15 protein-coding genes and 2 tRNA genes are annotated in these 14,206 nt (G+C 57.9%); 7 read left to right on the top strand and 10 right to left on the bottom strand.

All coding sequences use genetic code 11. The features are described 5' to 3' along the window. The 9 genes from mobV to Q0J57_RS09300 all read right to left on the bottom strand — a co-directional run. The coding region (gene mobV / locus Q0J57_RS09340) for a MobV family relaxase (protein ID WP_297219564.1) at positions 1-852 on the bottom strand (852 nt) is incomplete at its 3' end. A gap of 201 nt (positions 853-1,053) precedes the next feature. Continuing rightward, on the bottom strand, positions 1,054-2,835 hold the full coding sequence (locus tag Q0J57_RS09335; RefSeq protein WP_297219562.1) for an AAA family ATPase: 1,782 nt from the start codon (positions 2,833-2,835) through the stop codon (positions 1,054-1,056). Further along, entirely contained in the window at positions 2,828-3,046 is a 219-nt protein-coding gene (locus Q0J57_RS09330) for an AlpA family phage regulatory protein (RefSeq protein WP_072337233.1), read from the bottom strand. The genes Q0J57_RS09335 and Q0J57_RS09330 overlap by 8 nt, the downstream gene beginning before the upstream one ends. Positions 3,047-3,170: 124 nt before the next feature. After that, positions 3,171-4,076, bottom strand: coding sequence for a hypothetical protein (locus Q0J57_RS09325; protein ID WP_297219560.1), 906 nt, complete (start codon positions 4,074-4,076; stop codon positions 3,171-3,173). 171 nt (positions 4,077-4,247) lie between these two features. After that, positions 4,248-4,415, bottom strand: a complete 168-nt coding sequence (locus tag Q0J57_RS09320) for a hypothetical protein (protein WP_195840911.1) — start codon at positions 4,413-4,415, stop codon at positions 4,248-4,250. Further along, complete coding sequence (locus tag Q0J57_RS09315; RefSeq protein WP_154508201.1) at positions 4,397-5,623, bottom strand: integrase arm-type DNA-binding domain-containing protein; 1,227 nt, start codon at positions 5,621-5,623, stop codon at positions 4,397-4,399. Before Q0J57_RS09315 ends, Q0J57_RS09320 begins: the two co-directional genes overlap by 19 nt. Positions 5,624-5,862: 239 nt before the next feature. After that, positions 5,863-5,939, bottom strand: a tRNA-Glu gene (locus tag Q0J57_RS09310). A gap of 17 nt (positions 5,940-5,956) precedes the next feature. Beyond that, positions 5,957-6,031, bottom strand: a tRNA-Gln gene (locus Q0J57_RS09305). Positions 6,032-6,221: 190 nt separating this feature from the next. After that, the gene (locus Q0J57_RS09300) at positions 6,222-6,920 is read right to left on the bottom strand and encodes a DUF533 domain-containing protein (RefSeq protein ID WP_297219553.1); all 699 of its coding nucleotides are present in this window, start codon (positions 6,918-6,920) and stop codon (positions 6,222-6,224) included. A 252-nt stretch (positions 6,921-7,172) separates the two neighbouring features. Here Q0J57_RS09300 and Q0J57_RS09295 point away from each other — a divergent pair, with 252 nt between their 5' ends. After that, on the top strand, positions 7,173-8,408 hold the full coding sequence (locus Q0J57_RS09295; protein WP_297219551.1) for an alanine racemase: 1,236 nt from the start codon (positions 7,173-7,175) through the stop codon (positions 8,406-8,408). Positions 8,409-8,534: 126 nt separating this feature from the next. Here the strand turns inward: Q0J57_RS09295 and Q0J57_RS09290 are convergent, their stop codons facing one another. Further along, on the bottom strand, positions 8,535-9,854 hold the full coding sequence (locus tag Q0J57_RS09290; protein ID WP_297219549.1) for a M23 family metallopeptidase: 1,320 nt from the start codon (positions 9,852-9,854) through the stop codon (positions 8,535-8,537). 176 nt (positions 9,855-10,030) lie between these two features. Between Q0J57_RS09290 and Q0J57_RS09285 the strand changes: the two genes are divergently transcribed. From Q0J57_RS09285 to Q0J57_RS09260, 6 genes are all read left to right on the top strand, one after another. After that, the gene (locus Q0J57_RS09285; RefSeq protein ID WP_297219547.1) at positions 10,031-10,717 is read left to right on the top strand and encodes a protein-L-isoaspartate(D-aspartate) O-methyltransferase; all 687 of its coding nucleotides are present in this window, start codon (positions 10,031-10,033) and stop codon (positions 10,715-10,717) included. A 37-nt stretch (positions 10,718-10,754) separates the two neighbouring features. Further along, positions 10,755-11,660: an Mrp/NBP35 family ATP-binding protein gene (locus Q0J57_RS09280; RefSeq protein WP_297219545.1), complete on the top strand. Its 906-nt coding sequence runs from the start codon at positions 10,755-10,757 to the stop codon at positions 11,658-11,660. Between the two features lie 196 nt (positions 11,661-11,856). Then, the gene (pgsA, locus tag Q0J57_RS09275; protein WP_297219543.1) at positions 11,857-12,441 is read left to right on the top strand and encodes a CDP-diacylglycerol--glycerol-3-phosphate 3-phosphatidyltransferase; all 585 of its coding nucleotides are present in this window, start codon (positions 11,857-11,859) and stop codon (positions 12,439-12,441) included. Further along, complete coding sequence (locus Q0J57_RS09270) at positions 12,419-12,634, top strand: hypothetical protein (protein ID WP_297219541.1); 216 nt, start codon at positions 12,419-12,421, stop codon at positions 12,632-12,634. Before pgsA ends, Q0J57_RS09270 begins: the two co-directional genes overlap by 23 nt. Further along, a complete protein-coding gene (locus Q0J57_RS09265) occupies positions 12,635-12,958 on the top strand; it encodes a septum formation initiator family protein (RefSeq protein WP_297219539.1) in 324 nt (107 codons plus the stop codon). It begins immediately after the preceding gene. Further along, positions 12,939-14,192 carry a tetratricopeptide repeat protein gene (locus tag Q0J57_RS09260; RefSeq protein ID WP_297219537.1) on the top strand — a complete coding sequence of 418 codons (1,254 nt, stop codon included), beginning with the start codon at positions 12,939-12,941 and terminating at the stop codon, positions 14,190-14,192. The genes Q0J57_RS09265 and Q0J57_RS09260 overlap by 20 nt, the downstream gene beginning before the upstream one ends. The last annotated feature ends 14 nt before the right edge of the window (positions 14,193-14,206 follow it).

Raw genomic sequence — 14,206 nt, 5'->3', positions numbered from 1 at the left:
AAGGTGTTTGACGGCAAGCGCCTTTTTCAGTTCTTCAATGAGGGAAGAGGCTTTTTTCAGCACGGACGGATAATTGAAAAGAGAGGCTTTCGGCAGAGAGGAATCTTCACGAAGAACTTTTTCCGCCTCCTCGGACTGCCGCTCATACTCTTCAATGCTCTTTCTCAACTCTTCTTCACGCTGTTCCAATGCGTTGATAAGCTGCCGGGAATTCCGTGCGGTCTCTTCGGATTCCTGAATCAGTTTCTCCAATGCTTCCTGTTGCTGCTTGAACTCGCGGGTAGCCAGATGCTTTTTCACGGAACCAGGCATCTGTTCCACGCCGCGCTCAATGGCGAAGCCCCGGCTTTGCAGATAGGCGGGAAGCTCGGATTGCAGTTTCCGCAGACTCTGGCGGGTATAAATTTTGTTGGCGTTGAGCCTCCCTTCCGGCGTCACCGGTACATGAAGGAAGTGCATGTGCGGCGTCTTTTCATCCATGTGGACCATAGCGGAAATGACATTCTCCGCGCCCACAAACTCCGTGAGAAAGGCCTTGCTCTCCTCAAAGAAACGCCTTGTTTCCTCCGGCGTGAGGCCATCAAAAAACGTCTTGTCCGAGGTGACGATAAGCCCGCACATGCGCACGGCGTCCTTTCTCACGGCCTTGACCAGCAGAAGCTCGTCAATGCGGTTCTGAATGGTTTCGACATAGTTTGATGAGGCGGCTTCGTGCAGCTCGTAGTTCGCCGCCCTTCTGTCGTAGTCAATATCGGGGTTGCTGTGGCTCTCCCGTTCCCGCCGGTTGTGGCTCTGGATGCCGCGTATGGCCTCTTTCTTGAATTTGTCCATATGGAGTACGAGATAGGACATGGCAATACTTCCTTGTATCAATGGATGTCCCGTTCTTTCTGTGGCAGGAATGCGGGACACTTTTTCAGTTTACGCGGTACAAAAGTTGAAAACATGTTCGGATTTGGCTGGACTTCATAGGATAACGGATACGATGAATATTGCAGGTGTCCCGCTGTACCGGCGCTTAGGCAGCGGTACAGCGGGACACCTGAAAAATGGTCAAGCGAGACCTTCCAGTTTTCTTTTCAGTCTGTGGACAGATGATTTCGATTTTCCCATTTCCTCGGCGCAGTCACGAATGCTGTAACCCTCGCCAAGCAGCCTTTTCAATTCCTCCAGTTCAACATCTTCAATGTCCCGAACCCGCCAATGCAGGGCATTGCCTTCGGTAATCAGGTTGGCCTCAAAGGGTTTGGCATCATCGCCCAATATGCCCCGCGCCTTGGTCAGGTGAACTTCAAAACGTGCGCCTTCGGCCATGCTGTATTCCCTGGGCCTGCGCAGACTGATCACCGTATCCATGATGTCTTCTCTGGCACTGGTGCCGCGCTGGTCGCCGGATTTTCCGGCATGATGGATAAGCAGGACGGTCATCCCTCTGCGGCGTAATTCCAGCAGCCACGCCTGCATGGTCTGCCATGACTGAGACTCGTTTTCCTTGCCGGTGCGGCATAAGGTTGCAATGTTGTCCAGCACAACCATGTTCACGTCTTTCAGAAACGGCTCAATCATGGTCTGTCCGCTGGTTGTGGACAAATCCGGCATGGGGCAGGGTTGTAGATCCGGTGTGATGAGCGCCATATTTTTCAATGTATGCGGGGGGACGGACATGCCGTTGACAAGAGCGGAAAGACGGTTCTGCATAGACGTGGCGGGCATTTCCCCATCCACATACAGCGTTCGCTTGGGCATCGGCGCACGCCAGTTGAACACGGCTCCGCCGGAAGCCACCGCAACGGCGATGCTCAACGCGGCGAATGTCTTGCCTATACCGCGCGGAGCGTACAGGATGCCTATGCCCTGTACCGGAAGAATGGGCGATAAAAGATACCCCCGTTCAGGTATGGACATGGAAAGAAATTCGCCCATGTCCAGAGCGATAAGACCTTGCTGTTTGATCAGCGCCGTTTCCAGTTGCGAACGGACGGCCTCAATGCCTTCTATCTGGTGAAGGTCATTAAAATCCGTACCGTTGGCGTCGGTGAAGTGGGGAAACAGAAGTTGAGCGTTTGCAAGTCCGGCTGCCTCTTCCCCCTTCCTGAGTCCTGCTTCGTCATTGTCGCCGCAAATGATGATTGTCTTGTCCAGCAATCGTTCTTTCACCGTCTTGGCCACTCTCGCGAGATTGTTTGCGGAAAAGGCCACATAAACCGTCCAGCCTGTGGCAAGATGGATACTTGTGCCCGTAGCAAACCCCTCACAAACGGCAACAGGCTTTTCCGGCTGCCCCTGAATGATGAATTGTCCTCCAGATACCTTGCCGCCCACAAGAAAACGTTTTGTTCCATCGGGATAGATGCGTTGCAGACTTTGCAGATTGTGTGCGGCATCCATAACAGGAACAAGCAGGGAACCGTCTCGTGCCTGCCGTATGCCTTCCAAAGCTGTAATGCCCTTGCTGCACAGATAAGGATGGTTGGCATCGCACCTACGCGCAGAGTTCCATTCCTGTCTGGCCAGTTGAGCCGCTTCAGCATGGCGTTCGGTATATTCCGCTTCGCGTTGCCGCTGTATGGAGTGTTGACGCTCCCGCCATGCGGATATTTCCGCACTTGAAAGTGTCTGTTTTGCTTCGGCGCAAAACGTGCCCTGTTCTCCGTTTTCCCAGTTGCACCACCAAAGCGTCGCAGGGGTATCGACATGCGCGATATATGCACCGTTTTGTTTGTGCGGTTTGGTCTGGGTAGGACAACGATGCAAGTTCCCGTCCGCCATGATTTCGGCCGGAATCAATCCCTTGTCGGTCAGGATGTCCCGAAAGGTTTGCAGGGGATTATTCATGATTCTCTCCCTGACGGCCAAGGCTTTCGATAAATACGGCAATGTCCTCCGCCCGCCAGACTGTTGTTCTGGGACCGAGCTTCACGGGTTTGGGATAACGTCCGGTGCGACACCCTTCCCACCATGCGCTCTTGCTTATGGGAATCATGTTGAGAACCTGAGGAAGACGCAAAAGGCCGTGAGCGGGGATGGACGGTTGATGCTGTTTCATAAAAAAATCTCCTGAATCTGGTTGGATTTCAGGAGACTCTGGCACACGTCCGAAGATTCCCGTGAGGGAATCGGACGGGAAAATGACGGGAAAATCTAAAAAATACGGGAAAATGGCAAGCTGATCATTCCTTGACTATGGAGTATGCATCTGCTTCCTTGAGGAGCATATCCATCAAATTGCGATAGGATTTGTCGTCCCTGTACTCTTTGCCCGCAAGCAAGCGCCCCACATGCGTCTTTCTGCCCTGCGGGGTTCTGTGACTGGTCTCGGATTTTTGAGGACCACACCAGTACAGGAGAACATAAGCGATGACCGCAAGAGGATACTTTTCTTTCATGGCGTCACGGACGGCGGCATCCGGCCTTCCTTCCCAAAAGGCCCTGGGAATATGAAAAACGAGTTTGCCATCATGCGGTGCCCTTTCACACAGGGGAACTGCCACCGCTTTGTCGGCAACGGAGGATTCCGGCGGAGCTGTCCGTAAAACGGCTTCCACAAGAGCGCGAGTGATGCCCTTCGCTTCCCGGCGTAAAGGGTAATAACGGAGATATCTGATAGCAACGTCCCTATCCACCATTATGCTATCGACAAAGATATGCGCAATGAAGTGATAACTTGAGGCGGGAATGGAGAATATCGGCTTCTCAAAGAGAGGCGAGTCCGGTGAATACTGCTCGAAGATATCTTCTGTTTTCAGCCTCTCCAGACTGTTGAACAGAAATTCTCGTTCCTTGGGAAAGACAGACGCCGTATCTTCAAAGGATTCCTCAAGAATAACATCCAGTCCATATCGCAGGGAGTTAAGAGGAACAACTGTCGATATCGTTCTGAAAAATTCCATCACATCAAAGCCAAGCAAATATGTCTGAATGCCCGCATCCGGGTCTGGCACTGAAGGAAATTCCGGCATCTGCGTTCCATATGCGACATGACTGCCCGCAACAAATGCCTGCCAGCAATTTTCATAGGTCGTGTGCCATAGCCCCAGAGGCTGAGCGGCGTCAGGCCAGAGTGCCTGAACAAGCATTTCGCCTTCTCTGGCGGTCAGGCCATACGCCTGCCGCACTCTGCCTATGGTCAAGTTCTGTCGGTCTGTCATGGAGGAAAGGATACCCTGTCGCCCAAAAATGGACAATAAAAAACAGCGGCAGGGATAGTCATGTACCTTCCGTGCCGCTGTTTTCCTGTAAAACCTGTTTCAGCTATACCACGCCCGGATCATGTCCATGTCGTCATAGCCGTATTGTCTCATACGCTCCTTGTCTTCTTCACTCCAGCCGGTGTCATTGCTCGTCACCTGCGTCTCGTCTTCTATTTTCCCGATGGAGATACAAACATCACGGTCTGTCATGGTGTCCTTTTGCATACTCCCTCCTTATTTCTTTTCTGCTGTGTGTTGCGTAATCCGTCCAGATAGTCCGCCCAATCCTGCATCATCTTTCGGCGCTCAGGCAGATATTCCGCATAATTGTATGCCGCACGCACTTCGTCCTGCTCCCCGTGGGCAAGCTGCCTCTCAATCCAGTCCCGGTTGTAGCCGAGTTCGTTGAGCAGTGTGGATGCGATGGAGCGAAAACCATGCACGCTCATTTCGTGCTTCTGGTAGCCCATGCGCCGAAGCGCATTAAGCATGGTCGCATCGGAAATGGGCCGTACCTCCGTGCGGATGGAGGGAAAAAGGAATTTTCCCTCCCCGGAGTATTTTTGAAGTTCCCGAAGAATGAACATTGCCTGCCGGGACAGGGGCACAAGATGCTGACGGCGCATTTTCATGCGTTCCGCAGGGATGCGCCATTCCCCGGACTCAAGGTCGAATTCCTTCCATTGGGCAGCCCGCAGTTCCGTGGGACGGGTGAAAACCAACGGAGCCAGCTTCAAGGCACAGACCAGAGGAAAATAGCCTTCGTAGGCGTCGATATCCCGCAAAAGCTGGCCGACTTTTTCCGGTTCCAGCACCGCCGCGCGATGGACCGTTTTTCTCGGCCTCAAGGCTCCCCGGAGATCGGCTGCGATATTGTGCTTTGCCCGGCCCGTGATGACCGCATAGCGGAATACCTGATTGATGATCTGCAGCACTCTCCGGGAAGTCTCATAGTTTCCCCGCTGCTCCAGAGGCTTGACCACCTCCATGATATCCCGTGTTTCCAGTTTGGCGATGTGCGTTTTGCCAATACGTGGAAAGATGTAGGTTTTCAGCCGGTACATGACGGTTCCCTGATGCTTTTCAGAAAACTCCGCCATGCGGGTTTCATGCCATTCTCTGGCGATATTCTGGAAGCTCTCGCGTTCGGCTGAGATTCTGGCCTTCTTTTCTTCCCGTTTCTGCTCGGAAGGATCAACGCCTTTGGCCAGCAGACGCCGGGCATCCTCGCGTCGTTCTCTGGCGTCCCTGAGCGAGACGCTGGGGTATTCCCCGAAACTGAGCAGTTTGCTCTTGCCGTCAAAGCGGTAAGCCATCCGCCAGAGCTTGCTGCCGCTGGTGGGCACATAGAGGAACAGGCCGCCGCCGTCGAAATATTTGCGGGGCTTTGAATCGGGTTTCAGACTGCGGATGTGGGTATCGGTAAGAGGCATGGGCACTCCCTGGTTGTCGTTGGACGGAGAGATACCCACATGGACAAAAATATGTTTGATTCCGTCAGGTTATCCGTGTAGGTATCGGAAATGTCGTACCACATTCCTACCTACGGATATACCCACAAATTTCATGGATGCAAGCGGACGAGGCTGGACTTCGGGAAACCGTATTGGAATGAAAAAACAAAGAATGCCAAGGTCTTTTGGACTTTGGCATTCTTCTTTGTACCTAAATTTGGCGTCCCCAAGGGGATTTGAACCCCTGTCGACGGCGTGAAAGGCCGTTGTCCTGGGCCGGCTAGACGATGGGGACGCGCTATGAAGTTGTGGTGGCTGGGCTGCAAGGACTCGAACCTTGATTAACGGAGCCAGAATCCGCCGTCCTGCCAATTGAACGACAGCCCAACGCGCAAAAAGGAAACTACGCAAACAGGGGTCTCTTGTCAACGAAAATTTACAAAAATGAGCAAATAAATGCTTATTGCTGGTAATATACTGAAATGTATTGTCTTTTTTCTGTGGCGCCGGTATGGGCAAAACAAAAAGGCCGCCCCACGGGGCGGCCTGCGAGAAAAGAGGACCGGAAAGGGGCGTGCTAGGCCCCCGCAGCAAGCTGATGCCGGGCCTGCACGGCTTCCTGTTCTAGGGCGGCCTTGCGTTCCGTGCCGATATTCAGGCCCTGTGCCAGGCCATCCAGATAGCTGCGCTCCATGAAGTGATCAATATCAATGATCAGGCAGGAGAGGCGGTAGAGGTCCTCGCCCTGTTCCGGAGAGCGTACCTGACGGGCCAGGGTAAAGGGGTCCAGCGGCTCATGCATGACGGACTGGGTGAGCTGGCCCGCATCCTGTCCCGGGAACATCTGTTGCAGCAGGGTGCCGATGCGCTCCTGCTCCGTAGCATCCACATGGCCGTCGGCGCGTGCGGCATAGATCATGGCCCGCAGCAGCAGCATGGCCGTGGGGTCAACGGCCGCCGCAGGGGCAGGCACTGCTGCCGGCTGCTGCGGGGCGGCCGGCATTTCCTGCGCAGCGACATTGCCGTTCCTGTTTTCCGACCATTTCTTGTAGAAATTCCAGGCCACGGCGCCCGCACCCACCAGGGCGGCATTCTGCAACATATCCTTGGAAAGGACAGAACCGAGCAAGGCGCCCACAGCACCGGCGCCCAGCAGGCCGCCCACGCCACCGGGCGTGGTCTTTTGCAGGGTTGCGGCACCACTTTGCGCCTTGTCCGTCAGGGAACCCAGCACAGAGGAAAGATTGCTATTCTTGAGAATATCAAAAAGGGACATGGAAACCTCGTCTGTTGAAATGGGGGGGATAGTCCGGCAGGGCAGCTGCGGAAACCAGGCGCATGTCCTAAACGCCTCCCGGCAGGGGCCGTATCCGTGGCACATGGGCCGTATGTTCGCAGTATCCGCTGCCTGTAGTATGGAGTACATAGGTTTGTGGCGGGCAGAGTCAAGGGGATGGGCATTTCCCCCCAAAAAAAATCTTTTTACAGCCGCGCCGTCTGGCTCTAGGATGCCCGAAAGGAGTTCATCATGTTCGATAGCGCAACCATTCGCCAGCTGGCTGCCGATCATGACAGCTTTTATCTGTATGACGAGCGGATCCTGAACGAGGCCCTAGGAAGGCTGCTGCGGGATTTCAGCGGCTGCTCGCTGCTGTATTCCCTGAAGGCCAACCCTGATCCCGTGCTGGCGCGGCGCATCTTTGCCCACGGCTTCGGGGCAGATGCCGCCAGCCGGACCGAAGCCCTGCTGGCCCATGAGCAGGGCTGCACGCGTGAAAACATCCACTATTCCGCACCGGGCAAGAGTGATGCGGATATGGAAGCCACGCTGGATGTCGCCACCCTCATTGCCGACAGTCTGGGAGAGGTACGCCGCCTGGAGCATCTGGCTGCCGCCAAGCGCACCATTGCGCCCATCGGCATACGCCTCAATCCTGACTTCTCGCTGGGCGGGGACACGGGGCTGCCCTCCAAATTCGGTGTGGACAGTGCCCAGTTTTTCGAGGCCCTGCCCTGGATACGGGAATGCGAGCACCTGCGCCTGACGGGCATTCATGTTCATCTGCGCAGCCAGGAACTGAATGTTGCGGTGCTGCGCCGTTACCATGAGCGGATATTTGAGCTGGCCGCTGCCGTGCGCGAGAGCCTGGGCGAGCCGCTGCGCTTCATCAATCTGGGGTCCGGTCTGGGGGTGCCCTATGCCATTGAAGATCAGCCCCTGGATACGGCCAGGCTGGGCGAGGCCCTGCGTGAACTGCGCCAGCGCTTTGCGTCCAGCCTGGGAGCCAGCCGCGTCTTTCTGGAGACAGGGCGCTTTGCCATCTGCCGCAGCGGGGTGTACGTTACCCGCGTCATGGACAAGAAGATGTCCCACGGCAGAACCTTCGTGATTCTTGACAAGACGCTCAACGGCTTTCTGCGTCCCTGTCTGGCCCAGCTGGTCACAACCTTTGCAGGGGATCACGAAACATCCCCGTACGAGCCGCTGTTCACCGCGCGCGATGCCTGCGCCATTCACGTCATCCCGTGGGACACCACGCGCAAGAGCGGTCTGGAAATGGTGACCCTGGTGGGCAATCTCTGCACAGCCAGCGATGTCATTGCCCGCGACATTCGCCTGCCGCGTCTGGAACCCGGCGACATGGTGGTGCTGACCCATGCGGGCAGCTATGCCAGTGTGCTCACACCCATGCAGTTTTCGTCCCATGATGCGCCGCGGCAGTTCCTGCGCACATGCCGTGGCGATGTGATCAGCCTGGCCTGAGGTCCGCGCTCCCGCGCATTCGGGAAGCAATAGAAGCAACACCAAGAGCGGGGCGGCGAAGCCTCTGTCAGTATGAAAAAACGCCCCGGAGTCAGAAACTCCGGGGCGTTTGGCGTTGCTGGGCGCCTATTGCGCGTTGTTCAGCCGGTCCACGATATTGTCGCGTACCCACTTGGAATCAAGCCATTCCAGGGGGGTCACTTCCACGCCGCCCACCAGCATGCCGAAGTGCAGGTGGTCGCCAAAGGCCAGACCCGTGCTGCCGGTCTTGCCGATGACATCGCCCTTTTTGACAACGGCCCCCTTGGTGGTGAGAATTTCGCTGCAGTGCGAGTACAGCGACATGACCCCCATGCCGTGGTCAATGACGATGAGATTGCCGTAGATGCCCATATCCCCCACAAAGATGACGCGCCCGTTGTTGGCGGCGGGAATATCGGCATTGCGCACCGAGGCAAGGTCAAATCCCAGATGGTAGGACTCGCCCACGCGCCGGCCCTGATAACTGAAGAAGCGATGATCGCCAAAGCCGGCCCGCGGGGCAGAGCGGGGCAGGCGCTGGAAGGAGCCGCTCCACAGCTGCCCGCTGACGGAATCGCTGCTGAGGGTGCGCAACTGCTCCACATTGGCGGCGCGCACGTCATTGTTGATGGTCAGATAGCAGTCCAGGGGAGAGCCGGCCTGTCCGGCCAGGTGGCCCAGCTTGTTCTGCACGGCCATGAGAAAGTCGTCGCTGATGGTGATATTGTCGCTTCTGAACTTGCGCTCCAGCGCCATGACGGTAAGGCGGTTGCGCGTGGTATTGCCGGCAATGTCGGTGGCCGTGATTTCCACGGCATTTTTGTACTGCGGCGCCGTCATGGTATAGGGATAGGGAAAGAAGCAGATGAAACTTCCGTCCTTCTGCTGATAGCCGGGCACAAAATAGCCGGACACCAGCACGCCGCTGGTGACCACTTCCTCATCCACGGTATACTTGATGACGCTGGCGCCCCCGCGGCGCACATAGGGCGGCAGTGTCTTGACGGAAATGCGCGGCGGCTGCACGTCAAGGCGCATGGGGCGGAGTTCCGTGCGGGTATTGCCCTGACCGAAGCCGGCCAGGGAGGCATCCGTGGCCTTGATTTCAAGCTCAAAGGCGCCGTCGCGCAGATTGGCGTTCTTGAGCGGCACCTCGATGATCCGCTCGGTCAGGTACTGGTCAAAGTGCTTGCTGTACAGCGGATTGACCACATTATTCTTGCGCACACCCACAGACAGGGAACGGATGCCCGAGGGGTCCTGCAAGGTAAAGGTGAGCACCGTGGCAGGAGAAACCCGGTCCGTGTCGGGGCGGATGGTGATGGTGGGGCCGTCCAGGTCCTTGAAGAAGATGTATCCGGCAGCGGCCAGTGCCCCGATGAAGATGAGGGTTATCACCGAGGAGAGGAAATTTTTTTTGCGCATGGGAAACTCCTTGTCTCAAGAGTTCAGCCTTTGCATATTTTCTTGATTTTTTCAAGAAAGCTCCTGCGGCGGGGGCGGCTGCGCACTGGCCCTGCGCAAAATGACAGGGGTTTTTCCCTGTTGTTTTCGGGGGCCTCCGTTGACTTGCGGGGAAAAATCTGTTCTTTCTCCATGTCATGCAGTATTCAGGTCCGTATTCCCGTCCGCCGGCCCCCAGGCCGGTCCATGTGGACCCCCGCCGGCAGCGTGCCCGCATGGTGCGCCAGCTGGCTGCCGGGGGCATTACGGATCAGAATGTCCTGGCTGCCATGGGCAGCGTGCCGCGCCATCTTTTTGTGCAGGAGGCGCTGCGCGCCCGCGCCTATGAGGATACGGCGCTGCCCATCGGCTACGGGCAGACCATCTCCCAGCCCTCCACCGTGGCCCACATGACCCAGCTGCTTCAGGTCTTTCCCGGCTGCCGCGTGTTGGAAATCGGTACCGGTTCCGGCTATCAGACGGCCGTGTTGGCGGCACTGGGCTGTGTGGTCTTTACCATCGAACGCCTGCGCGAACTCTATCTGCATACCCGGCAGCTCTTCCGGAGCCTGGGCCTGCGCCGCGTGCACGGACAGCTGGGCGACGGGACCCTCGGGCTGCCGGATGCCGCCCCCTACGACCGCATCATTGTCACGGCCGGCGGGCCGGAAGTGCCGCGCCCCCTGCTGGCACAGCTTGACGAAGGCGGGATACTGCTTATTCCTGTAGGAACAAAGCCCCGTAACCAGCGCCTGCTGCGTCTGGAAAAACACGGAAAACATATTGAAAAAACGGACCTCGGGCCGGCCATCTTCGTGGACCTCGTGGGAGACCACGGCTGGTAGCCGGCGTGTGTCAATCTTGCAAGGAGCAACAGCTATCATGTCTTCCTGTTCATCGTGTTCCTCTGCCGCCTCCTGTTCGTCCAAGGGCAATCCCGGGGGCGAGGGCTGCACAGAAAATCCCATGGACGCCCAGGACAAGCTCATTGCCGACAATCTGAGCCGCATCAAGAACAAGATATTCGTGATGAGCGGCAAGGGCGGCGTAGGCAAGAGTTCCGTGACCGTCAATGTGGCCGCGGCCCTGGCGCATCGCGGTTTCAAGGTCGGCATCATGGATGTGGACATTCACGGCCCCAGCGTGCCCAACCTGCTGGGCTTGCCGTCTGATGTGAGTGTGGTCAATGACCTGCTCATTCCGTCGCGCTACAATGGCAATCTGTCGGTCATTTCCATGGATTCCCTGCTGCAGGACCGCAATACCGCCATTCTCTGGCGCGGCCCCAAGAAAACGGCCGCCATCCGGCAGTTCCTGTCCGATGTGGCCTGGGGAGACCTTGACTTCCTGTTCATCGACTCCCCTCCGGGAACCGGCGACGAACACATGACCGTGCTCAAGCTGATTCCTGATGCCCAGTGCGTGGCCGTGACCACGCCGCAGGAAATTTCCCTGGCCGACGTGCGCAAGGCCGTGAACTTCCTGCACCATGCCGAAGGCAAGCTGCTGGGTGTGGTGGAAAATATGAGTGGCCTTGTGTGCCCGCACTGCCATACCGAAATCGACATCTTCAAGAAGGGCGGCGGCAAGAAGCTGGCCGAGCATTACCATACCGTCTTCCTGGGCGAGATTCCGCTGGACCCGGTTACCGTGGTGGCCGCCGACAGGGGCGTGCCCGTGGTTTTCCTGGATCAGGAAAGCGCGGCCAAGGAAGCCTTCCTGAAGGTGGCCGATGCCGTGGCTGCCGCTGTGGAGGCGGGAAAGGCCGCCGTGCCGCCGGCAGAATAGGCCGGCCCGTTTGCCATGAGTGAAAAAAAAGCGCCCTTCGGGGCGCTTTTTTACATTGCGGGCCGGCAGCCGTGCACCGGCACCTGCCACGGGGCGGACAGCCGCGCGCGCCCTCCTTCGGTTTTTCCCTTTTCTCCCGGCACGTTTTGTGATAGAGATGCCCGAAACCCGTCTAGCAGACACGCGAGGCAGACACATGAACCTGGCCAATAAGATTACCCTGCTGCGCATGCTCATGGCGCCGCTGGTCATTATTCTTCTGTATTTTGAAGGCCCTGTCCTCTGTGTCCTGGCCATGCTTGCCTTTTCCTTTGCCTCGGCCACGGACTGGGCGGACGGCTATATTGCGCGTCGTCACAATATGGTCACCAGCATGGGCAAGTTTCTTGATCCGCTGGCGGACAAGGTGCTCATCTGTTCCGTGCTCATCATGTTTGTCAAGCTGGACTGGGCGCCGGCCTGGCTGGTCATTATCATGATCTGCCGCGAGCTTGTGGTCACCGGTCTGCGGGCCATTGCCATTGACGAGGGCATTGTTCTGGCTGCCGACAAGTTCGGCAAGGCCAAGACCGTGCTGCAGATCTGCGCCATCATTCCCATGATGCTGCACTACCCCTACTTCGGGTACGAGGTCTGGCATGTGGGCGAATGGCTGCTCTATCTCGCCATGGCCATGTCCGTTTTTTCCTGCATCAATTACTGCATGGGCTTTTATGGGAAGCAGTACAAGCAATCTGCAGATGCGCCTGAAGAACTGCGTGCAGACCATACTCGAGCTTGAGCCGCAGATGCACACGCATGGGCTGGAGCCGTTTTTTGCCAGGGAGTTCTCGGCGCTGCGGGTCCTTCTGGATCAGATTGACCGCATGAATCTTCTGGAGTCCGATGTGGAACGCCTGGAATCTGCCACGGCCACCTTTCTTTCCGAGCTGCGACCGTCCGGCCGCATGATTTCGCCGCGGGTGCTGCAATAAATGGCCGCGCGCGTTGTCATTCTGGTGGGTCTGTGGACCATCAACATGGTGCTCTTCTTCCACATGCTCTGGGGAGAGGGCGGGATCATGGCCTATCGTGACCTGAAGCGTACCTATCAGGCGCTGGAGCAGGAAATCGCCAGCGTGGACAAGGAAAATCTGGCCCTGAGCCGCGAAATCCGCCTGCTGCAAACAGACAAGCAGTATGTGGAAAAGGTGGTTCGCGAGCGCCTGCACTACGTGCGGGAAAACGAATTGCTCTATCTTTTTTCGTCCTCCAGGGACGCTGGCAGCGGGGCGGCCGATGACAACGGAAAAAATTGACTGGTACAGGGAAGTTCTGGAGCTGGAACCCAATTCCAAGGTCTTTCTGCCGCTGGCCCGGCTCCATCTCCAGATCGGGCAGGAGGATGAGGCCATTGCCGTGCTGGAGCACGGTCTGGCGCGGCACCCCGAACATCTGGAAGCCCGCCTGCTGCTGGTGGAACTGCTGTACCGCACGGGCCGCCAGGAGGCCTGCACCCGGCAGGTCAGCGAGCTGGGCCGGCTGTTCAGCACCTATGCCCATTTCTGGCAGGCCTGGGCGGTCTGCCTTTCCGCCACGGACGGCCCGCCGGAAGTTGCCACGGCGCTGCGCCTCATGGCGGCCAATTTCCTGCATGGTCCCCTTTCCCTTCAGGACCTGCTGAACCGGGGCCTGGATACGGTGCTCCATGAGCCTGACGCCGCCACGGCTACGCCTGCCGAGCATGCGGAGCGTCTGTCCGCAGCGGCGGCGTCCCCCGCAGCGGGCACGGTCCGGTGCGATGATGCGTCGCCGCAGGGTCTGTTTGTGCCCTCTCCGGCAGTGTCCTCGCTGCTGGATGATGTGGCCGATGTTGCCGACATGGCCGTCAGCACGCCGGCGGAAACGCCTGCGCCTGTGCCGCACGATACGGACACGCCGAAGGCCGCTGCCCCGGGCGACAGCCGGGGGCCGGCGCCGCACAGCCTGCTGGCCGCGGTCATGGATGCGGTGGACGACAGCCTGGATGACGATGTGCTGCCCGCGCATATGCCGCTGCCCCGTGAGCTGGGCCTGTCCGCCGCGGAGGCCACGGAGGATGCGCCGCTGCCCGATGCTGCTGCGCCCCTGGCAGACCATGGCCGCGCGGGGCAGGCCCGGGACGAGGGCGAGGGCTTCCGGCCGGAGGTGTCGTCACTGCCGTTCATGGCTGCGCCGGAGACGAGCGGGGAGCAGGCTGACGAACAGCCGTCGGACGAGGAGGGGGATGAGGTCTTCTCCCTGCGCACCCGTTCCATGGCCGATGTGCTGGCCGAGCAGGGAGACCTGCGGGGCGCCCTGGACATTTATGCGGAACTGCTGGCTGCTGCGGTAAATGTGCATGAACGTGTCGAACTTCAGCAGCGTGTGGATGCCCTCATGGCCCGTCTGGAAGGGCAGAGCGGGCAGGACGAAAGTGTTGCCGGCAGTACGGCAGAGCTTTCGGGCAAGGAAAAACTCATTACCGTGCTTGAAGCCCTGGCAGAACGCGTGGAAGCCAGGGCACAGAATTGAGTTGTGGAGAAGAT

The sequence above is a fragment of the uncultured Desulfovibrio sp. genome, from assembly GCF_944324505.1.
Lineage (GTDB): Bacteria > Desulfobacterota > Desulfovibrionia > Desulfovibrionales > Desulfovibrionaceae > Desulfovibrio.
Note: the sequence above shows the minus strand (reverse complement) of the source record. Positions and strands in the feature narration are given on the sequence as shown.